Below are 16434 nucleotides of genomic sequence, written 5' to 3' on the forward strand. Positions count from 1 at the left end.
GCCCGCTCTCGGCGCGTCATTTCGCCGGCGCAGCAGGTGGATTCGATCCGGTGGTGACGTTCGGCGCCGTACTCGGATTCGAGGTCGTGGTCGGCGGACCGACCTCGCGCCCGTTGTAGAAGAAGACGGCGGCGACCACGGCGATCACGAAGATCGCGCCGACCGCCCACCCCACCGGGCTGTTGCGGCGTGCTCTGTCGGCCCTGCGGTCGTCATCCTGATAGGTCATGCTGCTCTCCATCGTAAGAGCTGGAGAACCGCGCGCGATGCAAGCTGTTCCTATCTGCTGCGGACGCGAGACGCTTATCTCGTGCCGTAGGCGCGGTCGCCGGCATCGCCAAGGCCCGGCAAAATGAAGCCGTTCTCGTCGAGCCCCTCGTCCACTGCCGCCGTCCAGATCGGGACGTCGGGATGAAGACCGCGCAGCCGTTCGAGGCCTTCGGGCGCGGCAATCAGGCAGGCGAGGCGGATGTCCCGGGCGCCGCGCTCCTTCAGGCGGTCGATCGCCGCCACAGCGGTGTTGGCGGTGGCGACCACGGGCGTCACCACGATCGCCAGGCGCTCGCCGAGGTCGGACGGCGATTTGAAGAAATATTCGACCGCGGCGAAGCTGTGCGGCTCGCGGTAGAGACCGATATGCGCGACCCGCGCGGTCGGCACCAGGTCCATCATGCCGTCGACGAAGGTGGTGCCGGCGCGCAGCATCGGCACGAACACCAGCTTCTTGCCGGCGATCTTGGCCGAATGCATCGTCGCCAGCGGCGTCTCGATCACGGTGTCGGCGAGCGGCAGGTCGCGCGTCACCTCGTAGCACAAGAGCATGCCGATCTCCTTGATCAGCTCGCGGAACGACTTGGTCGAGATGGATTTGTCGCGGACCAGCGTCAGCTTGTGCTGCACCAGCGGATGATCGACGATCGTGACGCCTTCCATGATGGGATGCTCCTGAAATTCACCGAGGCGTCATTGCGAGCGCAGCGAAGCAATCCAGGATCTCTCCGCGGTGGGACTCTGGATTGCTTCGCTGCGCTCGCAATGACGCGCGTGGTCGAAAATCTCTATCCATTCTCTAAAACACCGTGCCGTCGCTGATCACCTTGAGCGGCGGCGAGCCGTCGGCACGGCGCGCGAAGGCAATGGCGCGGCCGGCGGCCCAGGTGCCGCCTTCCAAAATGCTGGCGAGCGGCAAGGTCTCAGGCGCGCGGCCGAGCTTGGCGCGAACCAGTTCGGCAAGACGATCCAGCAGCGCAACCGTCAGCGCCCGCCACTCCACGACGAGCAGCGAATCCACCGCATGCGCGCGCCCGGCGTCGGCGGCGTCGCGCAGACGCAGTACCTCATGGTCAACGAACAGCCCGCCATTGCGGTATTCGGCAAGCCCAGTGAGGCCGTCGATGTCGGTCACGGCAAATCCGGCGTGCTGGAGCGGCTCGATCAGCGAATAGCTCAGCCATTGCGACAGCTTGTGCAGCGGCACGAGGCCGGCGGTCGCGTCATCGGCCTTGATCGCCGGATGGCGCCAGCAATCGCCGAGCGGGACGCCCGCGAGCACGAGCCGCGACGGCCAGATCGGACCGAGCTGGTTCAGCACCGCGGACAGAATCGCGGGCGCGGCAATAGCCTCTCCTACCGCTTGCGCCGCGATGTGATCGAACAGGCCGCCCGGCCGCGGCCGGTCGTGCAAGCCGAAGACGTCCGCGCGCTCTGCCACCAGCTTGCCCAGACGACGCAGCAGATCGGTGCGTCCCTCGAGACCGAGCAACGGATTGGCGTCGGTCACTTGGAAAGCGGATGTGAGTGAGGCGAGGGGCAGGTTCGCGAGCACGTCCGCGTCGGCCCTGAACGGCGCCCGCGCATCGCGCGAGAAGAGGCCGCCCGCGAACATGTCGAGGCTTGCGACGGCAAGCCCTTCGGAGCGGCCGATACCCTGTCCCGTCGCCGCATCGCGATAGCGCCACGCCGCACCCGCGCCGGCATCGAGCAGTACGCTGACGATGGCAAGGTCGAACTCCGCGCGCGCCCGCGCGCGCGCGATCCGGCCAGGACGCAGCATCGGCAAGCCGTGCCCAGCGGTCGATGCCATCAAGCACAAAGTGTCGCCACCGCGCATGGAACGGAATGTCCAGCGTCGGATAGGCCTTGCGCGTCACCGCAAGCACGGCATCGGCAACGCCATCCATGCGGTCGAGATCGATTGTGAAGTGCCGGAGCGCGCCGGCAAGGCCAAGCTCGAGCATCTGCCCGGCACGCGCGCGAACCGCCTTTGCGGTGAGCAGCGTACGTGCCTGCGATTCCAAAACGTCCGCCATCACGCGATCAGTATTTTTCCAGCGAACGCCCGACCACGCCGTTCACGTCCTGCTCCGGCGCGATGTCGGTCGAATAATAGCCGGCGGCCTTCTTCGCGGCGATCTCGACATAGGCGTCGGCCGGAATCAGCTCCGGCGGGATCGGCACGCGCTCGACGATGTCGATGCCTTGCGAGGTCAGCGCGTCGTATTTCATGTCGCTCATCGACAAGAACCGGTCGATGCGCTTGAGGCCCAGCCAGTGGATCGTATCGGGCATCAATTGCTGGAAGCGCGCATCCTGGACGCCGGCGACGCATTCGGTGCGCTCGAAATAGGCCGCGGCGGCGTCGCCGTCCTCCTGGCGCTTGCGCGCGTTGTAGACCAGGAATTTGGTGACCTCGCCGAGCGCGCGGCCCTCTTTGCGGTTGTAGACGACGAGCCCGAGCCCGCCCTCCTGCGCGCCACGCGCGGATTCCTCGATGCCGTGGATCAGATAGGGACGGCAGGTGCAGATGTCGGAGCCGAACACGTCGGAGCCGTTGCACTCGTCATGCACGCGGCAGGTGATCTTGGTGCGATGGTCCGGCAGTTTTGTCACATCGCCGAACAGATAGACTGTGGTGCCGCCGATCGGGGGCAGGAACACCTTCAAGTCCGGACGGGTCACGAGCTCCGGGAACATGCCGGCGGTCTGCTCGAACAGCGTGCGCCGCAGCTCGGTCTCGCCGGCGCCGAAGCGCGCCGCAAGGCCCGGCAGGTACCAAACCGGATCGATCGCGATCTTCACCACTGAGACGCTGCCATTGGCGTGCACGACCTCGCCGTCGGCGCGCAGCCGCTTTGCCGCCAGCGCCTCGCGGATCTCGGGCAGGTCCAGCCGCGCCCGCGTCACCGCGATGCTCGGGCGGATATCGACGCCTTCGGCGATGTCTTTGCCAAAATTCTCCGCGACCAGATGCCCCCAGGGATCGAGCGCGACGATTTTTGCGGGATCGCTCCATTGCGGGAAGGGCCCGATGGTCGCGGCCGGAAAGGTGTTGGTGAGGTCGGGGCGCCTGATCGGATCGAGCGCGCCGGCGGACACCGCGAGCGCGCGGTACATCGCGTAGGACCCGCCATGGCTGCCGATCACGTTGCGATCCCCGGCGCGCGACACCGTGCCGATGACCGGCCCGCGGGCGCGCGCGTCCGCGGCGCCCCAGTGGATCGGAAAGGCGGCCTTCCGGCCCGGCTCCGGATGGGAGGTCAGGCGGATGTGGTCGGTACGGTTGGCACGGCTCATGTCCAGGCTCCCAAAAAGCCAACGGCCCGCCGCTTGGACGGGCCTGGCTCGCTTGCGTTGCGCGATGAGAAACGCCGGCGACGCAAGCTCAATCCAACATATTGTAGCGGCCGGCGACGACAGACAAGTTAATCGTGCCAGGCGGGCAGGGCCGTTTTCGACCAAATTCCCGTCAGCAACGGGCCTGCAGGGTTCGCCTTCAGCGCCGGGCGGTCGCGCTGGCCGGGCTCGCCGCTGTGCCGGCGCGATCATTCAAGCAATTGAAATATTTATATTTTCTGTGATTTCAAGGGGCTGTGTATTGTTTCGCTCGGCCGGCGTCGAATCCCGGACTAAAGGTGTCATCGCCCAATCGCAGATCGTCCTTGTCTTGGAGATCCCAATGCCCACCGCCAGCTACATCGACCCCCGCAACGGACAGCTCTATTCCCTTGACCAGCCGCGCTGGTGCTCGGACGAGCGCACGCCGCTGCTGGTGACGCCGGGGGCGGGCATCTCGCGTGAGGACATCGACGGCCGGACGCGGTCGCTCTGGCGCTACCGGGCGGCGCTGCCGGTCGAGATCAAGAACCCGATCACGCTCGGCGAGGGCTGCACGCCGCTGGTCCAGCAGGAATGGGGCGCTCTGCGCCCGCTGTTCAAGCTCGAATGGTTCAACCCGACCGGCAGCTTCAAGGATCGCGGCTCGGCGGTGATGCTGTCCTTCCTGCGGCAGATCGGCATCTCGGCCATTCTGGAGGACTCGTCCGGCAATGGCGGCTCGTCGATGGCGGGGCTGGGTGCGGCCGGCGGCATGCGCGTCAAGATTCTCGCGCCCGCGTCCACATCGCCGGCCAAGATCGCACAGGTCCGCGCTTACCGCGCGACAGTGCAACTGGTCGAAGGGCCGCGCGAGGAGTCGGAAGCCGAGGCCATCCGCCAGTCGAGCCAGACCTTCTATGCCAGCCACAATTGGCAGCCGTTCTTCCTCGAAGGCACCAAGTCGCTTGCCTATGAACTCTGGGAGGACCTCGGCTTCCGCGCCCCCGACAACGTCATCGTTCCCGTCGGCGCCGGCAGCAGCCTCTTGGGCTGTGCCTTCGGCTTCCGCGAGCTCCTGAAGGCCGGGCAGATCGCAAAGCTGCCGCGTCTGTTCGCGGCGCAGCCGCTCAATTGCTCGCCGATCGACGCGAGTTTTCAGGCCGGCGTCGATACGCCCGTCGCGCGCGAGGTGCACAAGACCATCGCCGAAGGCACCGCCATCAAGCATCCCTTGCGCTTGCGCGAGATCATCGCCGCCTTGCGCGAGAGCGGCGGCGGCACCGTCGCGCTCACCGAAGACGAGATCGTCGCCGCGCTGCGCCGCCTCGCGCGGCAGGGCCTGTTGGCCGAACCGACCAGCGCCAGCGCGGCTGCGGCGCTGGACAAACTCTCCGCCACCGGCGCCATCAAGGCGACCGACACCACGGTCGCAGTCCTCACCGGCACCGGCCTGAAAGCCGCAACCACCGTCGCTGATCTCGTGCAATAGAGCCCTTGTGCCGCGGAGCCACGCGAACGCGTTGAACCTTCGGTGTCCGTCGCCAGCCTCATGAAGATCGACCTCGAGCAAAGGGAGAGTTCCATGACCGCGCAGGATCCATTTGCAGGTTTCAAGGCCATCCAGAAGGAAGCCTGGTCGCTGTTCACGCCGATGGAGGTTTTCACGACTCCGGCCGCGGCCAAGCTGGTCGGTTTTGCCGGCGTTGCCGCCGGCCAAAGGTTGCTCGACGTCGGATGCGGCACCGGCGTTGTCGCGATCACAGCCGCGCGCCGCGGTGCAAAGGTCAGGGGTCTCGACCTCTCGCCGGTTCTGATCGAGCGCGCCCGTGAGCACGCGCAACTGGCAAAGCTCGATGTTGAGTTCGCCGACGGCGACGCCGAAAGCCTGCCCTATGGCGACAGCGAGTTCGACGTGGTGCTCAGCCAGTTCGGCCACATGTTCGCGCCGCGTCCGGACGTCGCCATCGGCGAGATGCTGCGCGTGCTGAAGCCCGGCGGCACCATCGCCTTCTCCACCTGGCCGCCGCATCTCTACGTCGGCCGCATGTTCGCGCTGGTCGGCCGCCATCTGCCGCCACCCGAGGGCGTCGCATCACCGGCGTTGTGGGGCGATCCGAAGATCGTCGCCGAGCGTCTCGCGGGGAAGGCGAGGGAAATCTCGTTCGAGATGGACATGATGACGCCGTCCACACTCAGCCCGCAGCATTTCCGCCGCACCATGGAAGCGACGATCGGGCCTTTGATCAAGCTCGTCGCCCAGTACAAGGACGAGCCTGACAAGCTCGAGAGCTTCCGCGCCGAGTTCGAGGCGCTGATCTCGGAATATTTCGACCCCGGCAACAACGTGATGCGCCAGCAGTTCTTGATGACGAAGGCTAGGAAGGCGTGAGGCGCGATTGCGGGTGAATGCGAGGTCTTGCCTACCCTCTCTGGAAGGTAGCCCGCAAGGGGAGGGCAGTGCGCCTCACTCCTTCAGATCATTCACCCGCTTCACCCAGCTGCGCACATCCGCGAGCACGGCGGGCAGCACGGCCTTGACCTCCGCCACGGTCATGCCTGCCTTGATGCGGGGATCGTACAGGAGATTGAGAATGTACTGATCGTAGACGTCGAAATAGCCCATCGAGACGTTGTCGTTGAACATGGTCCAGGGCACGCTCGCGGTGTCGTTGATGGGCCCGAGCGATTGCAGGAGCTCCTCATAGGCGCAGTCGAGGAAGACGAAATCGCCGTTGTCGACGGTGAGGATGACGTCGGAATGCTCGATCTCGAAATTGTCGTTCTTGCGGAAGCCGGACAGGCATTGCGGGTCGAGCGAGGAGCGGATCTCGCGCGCCTTCTCCGCGCCGTAGAAACTGGTGAGGGTGCGGAAGAGATCACGGTCGCGCACGAGCTTCACGCGTACATTCGCCGCCTCGTTGGTCTCGATCATGGCGATGTCGAGATGCTGCACGCGACGGGCGATGTCCGACACGACTTTCGCAAGCTGCGCCTTGCGGTCGGCGCGGTCGCTCTCGGCGTAGACGCGCACCGGCCCGTCGAACTTGCGGATGCGGTCGACGCGGCCGGCAAGGTGATATTCGGCGCCGAACGCCGTCTTCAGGAAGCCTTCGACGATCTCGCCATCGGTGAAGCTCTTCCGCTCCGAGCGTTGGCGCGAGGTGATCGCAGGCAGCTCGCCCGCGGCAGCTGTGGCCGCGGTCTCATGCGCGCATGTGAGCACTGCGAGCGCAAGCAGAGTGGTGCGAAGGGCAGGCGAGGGCGGGACAAATGCGCTCATCGTCGTGCGACGCTGCCGCATTCGCCTCGCGCGCACAAGTCCGCAAATGCACGCGCCCTGCGGGTTCCCGCCGCAGCCGGCCCGCTAGTTATTCAGCACCACCACGGTGGTGCCGACCGCGACGCGGCTGTAGAGGTCGGTGACGTCGTCATTGGTCATGCGGAAGCAGCCCGAGGAGACCGCCTGGCCGATCGTCTCCGGCTCGTTGGAGCCGTGGATGCGGTACAGCGTCGAGCCCAGATACATCGCGCGCGCACCGAGCGGATTGTCGACGCCGCCCTTCATGTGGCGCGGCAGGTCGGGTCGGCGCGCCAGCATCTGCGACGGCGGCGTCCAGTCCGGCCATTCCTTCTTGGCGGTGATCCTGTGCACCCCGCCCCAGCGGAAGCCGTCGCGGCCGACGCCGATGCCGTAGCGCAGCGCCTGGCCGTTCGGGAGCACCAGGTAGAGCCGGCGCTCGCCGGTGTTCACCACGATCGTGCCGGGGGCGTAGTTGCCGTTGTACATGACGGTGGTGCGGGGAACGGGATTCGCGCCGGAACGAAAGAAGTTCGGGCCGCCGCCCATGATGTCGCGCGAGTCGAACTCTTCGGCGAACGCGCCGCCCGCCAGGGCCGACAGCATGGCCGACAGCAGTGCGATGGCGGCAATCGGCGCGGCAAAAAACCGGATCATTGTCTCCCCCAGCAAAAATTCGATTCAACAAAGGCCACAGGCCATATTTGCGCGCATTCCGCAAGCCACGGGGCCGTGAGGCAGGTCCTCTCCTCCGATCGGCGTTACCAAATCGGCAACCACGATCTGCCGAAGAACACCGGCGCATCGCTGCGCGGGGCAGGGCCGCGATGCCGGCTATTGCTTTGACGGATGCCGCGAACAATGATTGATCGGATGGATGACCTGAAAAGACCGGTTGCGGGAGCAAGAAGAATGAACGGTGCGGAAAGCCTGGTGCGGACGATGGTCAAGGGCGGGGTGGACGTCTGCTTCACCAACCCGGGCACCTCCGAGATGCATTTTGTCGCAGCGCTCGACCGCGTGCCCGGCATGCGCTGCGTGCTCGGCCTGTTCGAAGGCGTGGTGACGGGGGCCGCCGACGGTTATTTCCGCATGAAGGGCACGCCGGCCTCGACCCTGCTGCATCTCGGCCCCGGCCTCGCCAACGGCCTTGCCAATCTGCACAATGCCAAGAAGGCCAATTCCGGCATCGTCAACATCGTCGGCCAGCACGCGGTCTACCACATCGGCTACAACGCGCCGCTGACCTCGGACATCGAGGGTCTGGCCCGGCCGATGTCGTCCTGGGTCCGCACCTCGCCGGATGCCAAATCGGTCGCCGCCGACGGCGCCGCGGCGATTGCCGCCGCCAAAAGCGCGCCGCCGCAGATCGCGACCCTGATCCTGCCCGCCGACACCGCCTGGAACGAAGCCGACGGCATCGCCGACGTTCCGGCCGAGCAGCAGCGCGCCAGCTACTCGCCGCAGGCAGTCGAGCAGGCCGCAAAGATCCTGCATGGCGACGGCGAAGGCACGCTGCTCCTGATGACCGGCAGCGCGCTGAGCGAGCATGGCCTGGCGCTGGCCGAGCGCATCGCCGGCAAGACGGGCTGCACGGTGATGGGCCCGACCTTCCGCCCGAAGATGGCGCGCGGCCGCGGCCGTTTCTCGATCGACCGCATCCATTATGTCATCGACCAGGCGCTGCCGATGCTGGCCAAGTTCCGTCACATCGTGCTGATCGAGTCGGATGATCCCGTGGCGTTCTTCGCCTATCCGAACAAGCCGAGCATGCTCAAGCCGCAGGGCTGCGAGGTCCATCGCATGACCTCCTGGGGCGAGAACTCGGTCGCGGCGCTGGAAGCGCTTGCCGGCGCCGTGAGGGCGAGCGCCAAGGACGTCAAGCCGCAGGCTTTGCAGGAGCTGGTCAAGCCGACCGGCGCGCTGACCTTCGCCACGATCGCGCAGGCGATCGCCTGTGCGATCCCCGAGAACGCAATCATGGTCGACGAATCCCTGACGACCGGCCGCGGCTTCTTCCCGCCGACGGCGGCGGCCGCCCCGCACGACTGGCTGCAGAACATGGGCGGCTCGATCGGCTTCTCGACGCCGCTGTCGATCGGCGCGGCGATCGCCTGCCCGGACCGCAAGGTCATCACCATGGTCGGTGACGGCAGCGCGATGTACACGATCCAGTCGCTGTGGACCCAGGCGCGCGAGAACCTCGACATCGTCACCATCGTGTTCGCCAACCGCATCTACCAGATCCTGCGCGGCGAGTTCGACAATGTCGGCGCCGGCGAACCCGGCCAGCGCGCCAATGACATGCTCCGGCTCGACCGTCCGACGCTCGATTTCGTGGCGCTGGCCAAGGGCATGGGCGTGCCCGGCCGCGCCGTCACCAATGCCGACGAGTTCAACAAGGCGCTGACCGAAGCCGTCGCCGAGCCGGGGCCGCGCCTGATCGAAGTCCAGATGTAGGGCGTCAACAGACAGAGCGCCGTGAGCCCGGAGGCACGATGCAGACCGAGCTGAACAAGGTGATCGCGGCGCTCCGGGATTTCTACGCCCACGAAGGATTCCTGTTCGAGAAGGACATTGGCGAGCGTGCGATCACGCACCGCTTCGCCGTGCATCTGGAAAAGCAGTTTCCGGGCTGGTCAGTCGATTGCAACTACGACCGGCTCGGCGAGCGCACGCTGCATCTGCCGCACGGCACGATCATCTCGACCGACGACCATCTCGGCAAGTCGATCTACCCCGATGTCGTCGTGCATCAGCGCGAGATACCGAACAATCTGCTCGCCGTGGAAATCCGCAAGGCGAGCAATCACACGCCGCTCGAGCACGATCAGCACAAGCTGCGGGCGCTGACCGACGTGCATGTCTGGTTTCCCTATTGGATCGGCGTGCTGCTGGTGCTGGACAGGCACCATGTGACGATGCCGGAGGTCTATGTCTCAGGTCTCGTCGATGAGGCGCTGTCGCGCTGGTTCGCGACGCGGCTGGAGGAGTCCGGCCTCGGCGGCCGCGCATAGCGGGGCGCGGCGTGCGCTTTTCACGCACGCCGCGTTCTCGTCAGTAATAGTAGGGCTGCGAATAGGCGTAGCGCGGGTTGATGCCGCAATAGGCCGACGTGCCGGAAGCGGTGGCGGCACATTGCTGGTAGCTGGCGAACTGGCAGTTGCCGGGATAGCCCCAGTTGCGGCCTTGCAGGCAATATCTGTCGTTTGCGGCCTGGGCCGGCGCCGCCGACAATGACGCGGCGATCAAGGTTGCGAACGATGCAAGCGTGAGGATGGTGCGACGCATTTCAGTCTCCTTTCGAGCGTGGGGTAGAACGGCCATGCCTTGGCGTTCCCCGTGGCCTGTCTGACGCACGGTCATGCAGTGTTGGTGTCGGCATGGCGCGATGCGTTCGAGATCAAGCACATCATGACGCAGGCCATGGTTCGCAATGTGATCTCCACCACAGTTCCGGTGTGGGATCGGACCCATTGTCGACAGACTTGCACGCGTCGATGCCGGAGGCCTACGTTGTCCTCATTCGGATCAGACAATCTTGGAGGTTCTGATGCAGAAGTCATATTTGCTGGCTGCGACGGCAGCGCTGGTGCTCATGACGCAAATGCCGCTTGCTCTGGCGCAGGGCGCACCGGCCGCCGGCGGAACCGCTGCGCCTGCCGCGACAACCGCTGCGCCGGCTGCGACGACGCCAGCACCAGGCGCGACCACCGACTCGTCCAGCCAGCCGACCGACGCCAAGAAGAGCGCGTCGAAGAAGCCGGCGAAGAAGAAGATGACCCGGCAGCAGGAGATCGATCATTCGATCGACACCGGCACCGTGCCTGCGCGCTACCGCAGCTCAGTGCCGAAGCGGTATCAGCAATACATTCCGTTCGATAAGCAGTAAGCGGATCGCATGGCGGCGCGACGTGGTCGAGCGTCGTGCCCGCCGGTGTCATCGAGAGGCGGCCTCGAGAATACAGCCTTGGCCGGACGGCTTCCGGCCTCACATCCGCGGTGGCGGTCTGCGAGAGCAGTGCTAGAGTAGGGCGAAGCCGGGGGGAATGATGAGTGACGAGCTGAAGGATGCTGGCCTTGTGGCCATGATCAGCAGCATCCTGGGAGGCAACAAGCGCGCAGACAGTGTTGCACCGCCGCCGCTCGCCGAGGTTCCGCCGATTGCGCCGGCGGATGTGGTGGAGCCGCCCGAGACGCCCACCGATCCCACAGCGGCCAAAGCCGAGAATGCGCCTGATCCCGCGCCGGATGCGAAACCGGTCGAGCAGCCGGCAAAGATCGCCACGACGCGGGATGGCAAGCAATTGCTGCCCGCCGAAGCCATCGCCGATCTCGTGCTCGGCGAACTGCGCAAAATGGAGAGTTTTCCGCCGAGCGGCGTCTCGGTTACGGTCTATGGTTACCGGCACTGGAACGCCATGCTCACCTTCGCGCCGTTCTCGACCAGTTTCCAGAACGCAACCCGGTTCCGAAAGGCCATGCCGGACCTTGTCTTCAAGCTCCGCCGTTTCGTCGAACTTGAGATATAGTCTCGGGCATCGGCGGCGCACGGCGTCGCCATCCAAACAGCTCGATAGGATATTCAATTGAGCGTCGCCTTCACCAAGGAAGAGAGCGCCGAAACCGCGTCCGAGACGCTGTTGCCGGATCGCCCGATCTCGCCGCATCCAAACCTCGTGACGGAGGCAGGCTTCAAGGCGTTGCAGACGCAGCTTGCCGAAGCACGCGAGGCCTATGAAGCCGCGCAAGCCATCGAGGACGTCAACGAGAAGCGCCGGCAGTCGGCGGTGCCCCTGCGCGACGCCCGCTATCTCACCGAACGCTTGCGCACCGCGCAGGTCATGCCCGATCCGACCTCGACCGAAATCGTCGCCTTCGGCAGCACGGTGACCTTCAGCCGCACCGATGGCCGCGTGCAGACCTACCGCATCGTCGGCGAGGACGAGGCTGATCCGAAAGTGGGGTCGATCTCGTTCGTCTCCCCGGTTGCGAGGTCGCTGATGGGAAAGTCGGTCGGAGACGTCGTGGGCTCAGGCACGCAGGAGATCGAAATTCTGTCGATTGGGTAGGGACGCGCAAGGTCAGGCCAGGATAGTCGTGGCAAAGGACGCTATCGACAGGAGCAATCTCATTCGTCTAAAGCATGGTCCGGAAAAGCGCGAGGCCGTCGTCTCCGCCAAACAAAGCTCGATGGTTGGATGAGACGGTTTCTGTCGGGAGCGTTGCCGTTCTATGCGCTGGCTGGACTGGCCATGTGCATGTATCTGGTTCTGTACAGGACGAGCCTCTTCGACTTGAACGCGATCGTCCACGGCGCGACCGGATCGGCATGGTTTCCGGCTTTCATGTTCGTCTGCGTGCTGCTGGAGTCGGTCTTCCCGTATTTCGGCTATTTTCCCGGAACCGCCCTGATCCTGATGTCCGTGGCGCTCGGTCCGAAGGCCGCGGATGGCTCAGTCTTCATCGTGGCGTGGCTCGCCATCATCCTGGGTGCCGTTCTCAGCTACGGACAGGCTCGTTTCTTCAGGCCGTTCCTGCAGCGGGTGGCCTCGAAAGCGGCCCTGAGCCGATGCGAGTCCTTGTTTGACGCCTATGGTCCCTATGCGCGCATTGCCTTGTTCGTTCATCCCAACGCCTGCGCGATGTATTTCACGGCGCTCGGACTTCTCGGCCGCAATTTGACGCGAGAGCTCGCTTATCTCTGCTTAGGTGCAGCGGCCGCCGTCGGCATTCTGTTCGCCATCGTGACCAGGCTCGTGTCCTCCGTCGGCCCCACCGACGATGGGCAATTGCAGGTGCTGCTGGCAGCCGCGCTGGTCGCAATCGGGACCCTGGTCGGTCTCTACGCGACCTGGCGGCCGAGGACCGCCTGAAGCTTGCTCCGTCGTTGCTGCGCTCGCAATGACGACGAATCATCGCGCTTTACACCTCCGGTAGCTCAACGCCCGTCAGCTTGCTTAATTCGCCGATGAGCTGGTCCTGAAATCTCGGATCGGTCGCCTGACGGGCCGGCTGCTCCTGCTGGAGATGATGCCAGTAACGCCCACTTACCATGGCGGCGGAATCTTCGCTCACCGCCAGCCAGGCTTGCGTCCGTTGTCCGGTGTCGATATCGACCGGCGCGCCCGCGCCGCCCATTTTCGTGCGCACCCAACCGGGATCGACGGCGTTGCTCAGGACCTTGGGCCAGCGTCGTGCCAGCGCGAAGGCGAGCGCGACGACGTGCAGCTTGCTCTCGGCGTAGGCTTTGGCCGAATCCCAGGCCCGCTTGGTCCAATCGAGGTCATCGAGCGAGCCCTCGCCGTCGCGGTGCAGTCCGCTGCTGAGATACACCAATCGGCCGGGCCGCGCGATCAGGGCCGTCAGCATGTACGGCGCAAGCGTGTTGATGGTCAGGGTTTCGGCATGGCCTTCCGGCGTCGCGCCACGGCTCGGCCGCGTGTAGACACCGGCATTGTGGATGACCGCGTCCATGCGCCCGATTGCGTTGACCTGATCCGCGATGCTCCTCGTCTCTGCCGCGCTTCTGAGATCGCCGACCGCCAACCCCGCGGCGCGCGACGTGAGCTCGCCGAGTGCCGCGGCGCGATCGGCCGAACGCGCGTGCAGCACCACGCGATGACCTTGATCGAGGAGTGATTGCGCCGCAGCCCGGCCGAGACCATCGGCACTGCCGGTGATGAATATGGTCGCCATGCGCGCTCCCTTTGATGCATCAGGCGCAGTGTACCGCGCCCGCGCGTCATTTCCGATACTGTTCGTCGCCCACCTTCTCCAGCCAATCCACGTTCTTGCCGCCGGAGGACTCCTGGATCGCGATGTGGGTCATCGCCGTCGTCGGCGAAGCCCCGTGCCAGTGCTTCAGTCCCGGCGGAAGCCACACGACGTCGCCGGGGCGGACTTCCTCGATCGGGCCACCCTCGCGCTGCACCCAGCCGAGGCCGGCCGTGACGATCAGCGTCTGCCCGAGCGGATGCGTGTGCCAGGCGGTGCGAGCGCCGGGCTCGAACGTGACCTGGCCGGCACTGGCGCGCGCAGGATCCGGCGCTTGAAACAGCGGGTCGATGCGGACGCTTCCGGTGAACCAGTCTTGCGAGCCCTTCTGTGACGGGCGCGACCCGTTTCTCTTGATGTCGATCTCCATTTGAACCTCTATCGGTGCTTCGGACGCGAGTGCCTGCACCCGCCAAATTTCGAGAGTGGCGGCCGCGCTGCCGGCGATGAGAGCGCCCCGTCGTGTGATCATGGCATCTCTCCGGTCAGCGCGGCCGCTTTTCAATGATGTCCTTGATCACCGGCGCTGCCGAGAATGCGTCGGGCCAGCCGGCGTAGAAGGCGAGATGGCCGAGCACCTCGCCGGCCTCGTCCCGGGTCAATCCGTTGTCCATCGCGCGGTTCAAATGGTAGGTGATCTGCGCGACCTGCCCCGTCGCGATGAGAGCGCTCACAGTGACCAGGCTGCGGTCGCGCGGTGCCAAGGCCGGCCTCAGCCAGAGATCCCGGAACAGCATGTCGGTCGTGTACTGGACAAGGCTCGGCGTGATCTGTCCGAACTGCTCTTCGACGCGCGTCGCCCGCTGCTTCTCCGCGGCCTCGTCGAGCGGCAGCTGCGGCCCCGAGGCCGGCGGCAGCTGATCCGCGCCGATGTTGCGGCTCCTGAACACGTCTCTCGCAGCGGGGATCGCATCCATCGCGTTCGCCCAGCCGGTATAGAAGGCCAGATGCGTGATGATCTCGGATATCTCCGACGGCTTCACGCCGTTGTCGAGCGCGACTGCCAAATAGTGGGGCAGCTCGACGGTTTGGTCGCGCGCGATCAGCGCGGCAACGGTGACGATGCTGCGATCCCGGCGCGAAAGCCCTGGGCGTTTCCACAGATCGCCGACGATAAACTTTTGCGCATAACCTTCGAGGGCTGGAGCGACGGCGCGGACGTCTTCGGGCTTTAGCATGGCATTTGCTCCTTCGCTGGAGGGCTGTCCAGCGGCGGCCGCGCCGGCGAACAGGCAGAATGAAAACAGGGTTCCTGCGAGCATCCTCATGACGGGGGTCCTTCTGGTGTTATCGGGTGCGCCATTAGCCACAGCGCCACCAGCGCGGCTCCGAGCACGATCACGGCGCTCGCGAGAAACACCACGTTCAGTCGCGCGCCGACGGCGATCAATCCGAGCGCCGGGCTTGCGAGCCCTTGCGCGAGGTCCAGGAACGCGGTGTAGGCGCCCATGGCGAGGCCGCGGCTCTGCATGGGAGCGCTGCGCACGGCTTCGACGCCGATCACCAGGAAGGCAACGAACACCACCGCCATGATCGGCATCAGGCTGGCGATGCCGCGCGGCGCAGAGGTCTCTCGAAGGGCTGTTAGCGACATGAAGAGCCGGAGTTCCCGTTGCGGCGGTGCAGGCGATGGTCGGCATCAGGATCGCCAACGCCGTTCGAAAGCGCGATGCGGTCTGTCATGGGTGTTTGCCTTCGTTCTGGTGTCCGCCCGATGGCTGATCCGAAGCTAAGGCTTCCGCGCCCGTCCGATTAGGTGATAGATTTCGGATGCAGTCATTAGCTGGGCTTATGAATGAATCGAGAGGACGCCAGCGATCTCCTCGCTTTCCTTGCAGTGGCGAGGGAGCGCAGCTTCACGCGCGCTGCGGCAAAGCTCGGCATGACGCAATCCGCGCTCAGTCAGATCATCCGGAATCTGGAGGAGCGGCTCGGCGTGCGATTGTTGAACCGGACCACGCGGAGCGTCACGCCGACCCAGGCCGGAGAGCGGCTGTTTCTCAGCATGGGCCCCAGGTTCACCGAGATGGATGCCGATCTCGCGGCACTCAGCGAATTGCGCGAGAAGCCTGCCGGAACCATCCGGCTGACGGCGACGGAATTTGCCGCCGCCGAGATCCTGCTGCCCGCGCTCCGCAAAATTCTGCCGAAATACCCGGACATTCATGTCGAGGTGATCATCGACTATGGGCTCACCAACATCGTGGCGCAGCAGGTCGATGCGGGCATCCGCCCCGGCGAGCTCGTGGCCAAGGACATGATCGCCGTGCGCGTCAGCCCCGACCTCCGGATGGCCGTGGTCGGCTCCCCCTCCTACTTCGCCGATCGCAAGCGACCGAAGACGCCGCAGGACCTGACCCCCACCACAATTGCCTCAATCTGCGTCTGCCGACCCATGGTGGCAGCCTCTATGCCTGGGAGTTCGAAAAGAACGGACGGGAGCTCAATGTGCGCGTGGAGGGCCAGCTCGTGTTCAACAGCGCGGGCCTGCTGCTGGACGGCGCGCTGAAAGGCCTGGGCCTTGCCTACCTTACGCAGGGACATGTGCAGCCGTACCTGTCCGAAGGCCGTCTGGTGCGCGTGCTCTCGGATTGGTGCCCGCCCTTCTCGGGCTACCATCTCTACTATCCCAGTCGGCGCCAGCCTTCACCGGCCTTCTCGCTGCTCGTCGAGGCGCTGCGCTATCGCGGCAGGTAGAGCGTCGTCTCCAACTCGGCTTGGGTGTGTTGAACCAACATCTTCGCGATCTACACCTACTCTTGCGT

18 protein-coding genes and 2 pseudogenes are annotated in these 16434 nt (G+C 65.4%); 9 read left to right on the forward strand and 11 right to left on the reverse strand.

Annotation, left to right across the window (positions count from 1 at the left end; genetic code table 11):
* Nucleotides 1–16: 16 nt before the first annotated feature.
* The 4 genes and pseudogenes from ACVIIV_RS13705 to ACVIIV_RS13720 form a co-directional block, all read right to left on the reverse strand.
* On the reverse strand, nucleotides 17–229 hold the full coding sequence (locus ACVIIV_RS13705; protein WP_456744657.1) for a hypothetical protein: 213 nt from the start codon (nucleotides 227–229) through the stop codon (nucleotides 17–19).
* A gap of 74 nt (nucleotides 230–303) precedes the next feature.
* Entirely contained in the window at nucleotides 304–933 is a 630-nt protein-coding gene (gene upp, locus ACVIIV_RS13710; protein ID WP_018317218.1) for a uracil phosphoribosyltransferase, read from the reverse strand.
* Between the two features lie 136 nt (nucleotides 934–1069).
* Nucleotides 1070–2309: pseudogene (locus ACVIIV_RS13715) on the reverse strand (URC4/urg3 family protein).
* A gap of 7 nt (nucleotides 2310–2316) precedes the next feature.
* The gene (locus tag ACVIIV_RS13720) at nucleotides 2317–3573 is read right to left on the reverse strand and encodes a GTP cyclohydrolase II (RefSeq protein WP_456744658.1); all 1257 of its coding nucleotides are present in this window, start codon (nucleotides 3571–3573) and stop codon (nucleotides 2317–2319) included.
* A gap of 382 nt (nucleotides 3574–3955) precedes the next feature.
* Here ACVIIV_RS13720 and ACVIIV_RS13725 point away from each other — a divergent pair, with 382 nt between their 5' ends.
* The gene (locus tag ACVIIV_RS13725; protein ID WP_456744659.1) at nucleotides 3956–5083 is read left to right on the forward strand and encodes a threonine synthase; all 1128 of its coding nucleotides are present in this window, start codon (nucleotides 3956–3958) and stop codon (nucleotides 5081–5083) included.
* A 93-nt stretch (nucleotides 5084–5176) separates the two neighbouring features.
* Nucleotides 5177–5983, forward strand: a complete 807-nt coding sequence (locus ACVIIV_RS13730; protein ID WP_456744660.1) for a class I SAM-dependent methyltransferase — start codon at nucleotides 5177–5179, stop codon at nucleotides 5981–5983.
* Between the two features lie 75 nt (nucleotides 5984–6058).
* On the opposite strand, the gene ACVIIV_RS13735 is transcribed toward ACVIIV_RS13730, so the two are convergent.
* Both ACVIIV_RS13735 and ACVIIV_RS13740 read right to left on the reverse strand, forming a co-directional pair.
* Nucleotides 6059–6874, reverse strand: a complete 816-nt coding sequence (locus ACVIIV_RS13735; protein ID WP_456744661.1) for a DUF2927 domain-containing protein — start codon at nucleotides 6872–6874, stop codon at nucleotides 6059–6061.
* An 84-nt stretch (nucleotides 6875–6958) separates the two neighbouring features.
* On the reverse strand, nucleotides 6959–7549 hold the full coding sequence (locus ACVIIV_RS13740; protein WP_456744662.1) for a L,D-transpeptidase: 591 nt from the start codon (nucleotides 7547–7549) through the stop codon (nucleotides 6959–6961).
* Nucleotides 7550–7804: 255 nt separating this feature from the next.
* Here ACVIIV_RS13740 and ACVIIV_RS13745 point away from each other — a divergent pair, with 255 nt between their 5' ends.
* Both ACVIIV_RS13745 and ACVIIV_RS13750 read left to right on the forward strand, forming a co-directional pair.
* The gene (locus tag ACVIIV_RS13745; RefSeq protein ID WP_456744663.1) at nucleotides 7805–9352 is read left to right on the forward strand and encodes an acetolactate synthase large subunit; all 1548 of its coding nucleotides are present in this window, start codon (nucleotides 7805–7807) and stop codon (nucleotides 9350–9352) included.
* A gap of 38 nt (nucleotides 9353–9390) precedes the next feature.
* Complete coding sequence (locus ACVIIV_RS13750; RefSeq protein ID WP_456744664.1) at nucleotides 9391–9909, forward strand: hypothetical protein; 519 nt, start codon at nucleotides 9391–9393, stop codon at nucleotides 9907–9909.
* A gap of 40 nt (nucleotides 9910–9949) precedes the next feature.
* On the opposite strand, the gene ACVIIV_RS13755 is transcribed toward ACVIIV_RS13750, so the two are convergent.
* Complete coding sequence (locus ACVIIV_RS13755; RefSeq protein ID WP_456744665.1) at nucleotides 9950–10183, reverse strand: DUF3551 domain-containing protein; 234 nt, start codon at nucleotides 10181–10183, stop codon at nucleotides 9950–9952.
* 262 nt (nucleotides 10184–10445) lie between these two features.
* On the opposite strand from ACVIIV_RS13755, the gene ACVIIV_RS13760 reads away from it, so the two are divergent.
* The 4 genes from ACVIIV_RS13760 to ACVIIV_RS13775 all read left to right on the forward strand — a co-directional run bounded on the left by ACVIIV_RS13760 (nucleotide 10446) and on the right by ACVIIV_RS13775 (nucleotide 12768).
* On the forward strand, nucleotides 10446–10784 hold the full coding sequence (locus ACVIIV_RS13760; RefSeq protein ID WP_456744666.1) for a hypothetical protein: 339 nt from the start codon (nucleotides 10446–10448) through the stop codon (nucleotides 10782–10784).
* 160 nt (nucleotides 10785–10944) lie between these two features.
* Nucleotides 10945–11424 carry a hypothetical protein gene (locus ACVIIV_RS13765; RefSeq protein WP_456744667.1) on the forward strand — a complete coding sequence of 160 codons (480 nt, stop codon included), beginning with the start codon at nucleotides 10945–10947 and terminating at the stop codon, nucleotides 11422–11424.
* Nucleotides 11425–11481: 57 nt separating this feature from the next.
* Entirely contained in the window at nucleotides 11482–11964 is a 483-nt protein-coding gene (greA, locus tag ACVIIV_RS13770) for a transcription elongation factor GreA (RefSeq protein ID WP_456744668.1), read from the forward strand.
* A gap of 129 nt (nucleotides 11965–12093) precedes the next feature.
* The gene (locus ACVIIV_RS13775; protein ID WP_456744669.1) at nucleotides 12094–12768 is read left to right on the forward strand and encodes a hypothetical protein; all 675 of its coding nucleotides are present in this window, start codon (nucleotides 12094–12096) and stop codon (nucleotides 12766–12768) included.
* Nucleotides 12769–12817: 49 nt separating this feature from the next.
* Here the strand turns inward: ACVIIV_RS13775 and ACVIIV_RS13780 are convergent, their stop codons facing one another.
* The 4 genes from ACVIIV_RS13780 to ACVIIV_RS13795 form a co-directional block, all read right to left on the reverse strand.
* Nucleotides 12818–13591: an SDR family NAD(P)-dependent oxidoreductase gene (locus tag ACVIIV_RS13780; protein WP_456744670.1), complete on the reverse strand. Its 774-nt coding sequence runs from the start codon at nucleotides 13589–13591 to the stop codon at nucleotides 12818–12820.
* 46 nt (nucleotides 13592–13637) lie between these two features.
* Nucleotides 13638–14033, reverse strand: a complete 396-nt coding sequence (locus tag ACVIIV_RS13785; protein ID WP_456748721.1) for a (R)-mandelonitrile lyase — start codon at nucleotides 14031–14033, stop codon at nucleotides 13638–13640.
* 121 nt (nucleotides 14034–14154) lie between these two features.
* The gene (locus ACVIIV_RS13790; RefSeq protein ID WP_456744671.1) at nucleotides 14155–14937 is read right to left on the reverse strand and encodes a carboxymuconolactone decarboxylase family protein; all 783 of its coding nucleotides are present in this window, start codon (nucleotides 14935–14937) and stop codon (nucleotides 14155–14157) included.
* Nucleotides 14934–15263 (reverse strand): hypothetical protein, encoded by a 330-nt coding sequence (locus tag ACVIIV_RS13795; protein WP_456744672.1) that lies wholly within the window; start codon nucleotides 15261–15263, stop codon nucleotides 14934–14936. The genes ACVIIV_RS13790 and ACVIIV_RS13795 overlap by 4 nt, the downstream gene beginning before the upstream one ends.
* 201 nt (nucleotides 15264–15464) lie before the next feature.
* Between ACVIIV_RS13795 and ACVIIV_RS13800 the strand changes: the two are divergent.
* A pseudogene (locus ACVIIV_RS13800) lies at nucleotides 15465–16366 on the forward strand (LysR family transcriptional regulator).
* The last annotated feature ends 68 nt before the right edge of the window (nucleotides 16367–16434 follow it).

It is taken from the genome of Bradyrhizobium sp. USDA 4354 (genome assembly GCF_054060315.1).

Bases quoted from the DNA above. Each gene is read 5' to 3' on its own strand.
- ACVIIV_RS13705 (WP_456744657.1), bottom strand. From the start codon at position 229: ATGACCTATCAGGATGACGACCGCAGGGCCGACAGAGCACGCCGCAAC.
- upp (WP_018317218.1), bottom strand. From the start codon at position 933: ATGGAAGGCGTCACGATCGTCGATCATCCGCTGGTGCAGCACAAGCTG.
- ACVIIV_RS13720 (WP_456744658.1), bottom strand. From the start codon at position 3,573: ATGAGCCGTGCCAACCGTACCGACCACATCCGCCTGACCTCCCATCCG.
- ACVIIV_RS13725 (WP_456744659.1), top strand. From the start codon at position 3,956: ATGCCCACCGCCAGCTACATCGACCCCCGCAACGGACAGCTCTATTCC.
- ACVIIV_RS13730 (WP_456744660.1), top strand. From the start codon at position 5,177: ATGACCGCGCAGGATCCATTTGCAGGTTTCAAGGCCATCCAGAAGGAA.
- ACVIIV_RS13735 (WP_456744661.1), bottom strand. From the start codon at position 6,874: ATGAGCGCATTTGTCCCGCCCTCGCCTGCCCTTCGCACCACTCTGCTT.
- ACVIIV_RS13740 (WP_456744662.1), bottom strand. From the start codon at position 7,549: ATGATCCGGTTTTTTGCCGCGCCGATTGCCGCCATCGCACTGCTGTCG.
- ACVIIV_RS13745 (WP_456744663.1), top strand. From the start codon at position 7,805: ATGAACGGTGCGGAAAGCCTGGTGCGGACGATGGTCAAGGGCGGGGTG.
- ACVIIV_RS13750 (WP_456744664.1), top strand. From the start codon at position 9,391: ATGCAGACCGAGCTGAACAAGGTGATCGCGGCGCTCCGGGATTTCTAC.
- ACVIIV_RS13755 (WP_456744665.1), bottom strand. From the start codon at position 10,183: ATGCGTCGCACCATCCTCACGCTTGCATCGTTCGCAACCTTGATCGCC.
- ACVIIV_RS13760 (WP_456744666.1), top strand. From the start codon at position 10,446: ATGCAGAAGTCATATTTGCTGGCTGCGACGGCAGCGCTGGTGCTCATG.
- ACVIIV_RS13765 (WP_456744667.1), top strand. From the start codon at position 10,945: ATGAGTGACGAGCTGAAGGATGCTGGCCTTGTGGCCATGATCAGCAGC.
- ACVIIV_RS13775 (WP_456744669.1), top strand. From the start codon at position 12,094: ATGAGACGGTTTCTGTCGGGAGCGTTGCCGTTCTATGCGCTGGCTGGA.
- ACVIIV_RS13780 (WP_456744670.1), bottom strand. From the start codon at position 13,591: ATGGCGACCATATTCATCACCGGCAGTGCCGATGGTCTCGGCCGGGCT.
- ACVIIV_RS13790 (WP_456744671.1), bottom strand. From the start codon at position 14,937: ATGAGGATGCTCGCAGGAACCCTGTTTTCATTCTGCCTGTTCGCCGGC.
- ACVIIV_RS13795 (WP_456744672.1), bottom strand. From the start codon at position 15,263: ATGTCGCTAACAGCCCTTCGAGAGACCTCTGCGCCGCGCGGCATCGCC.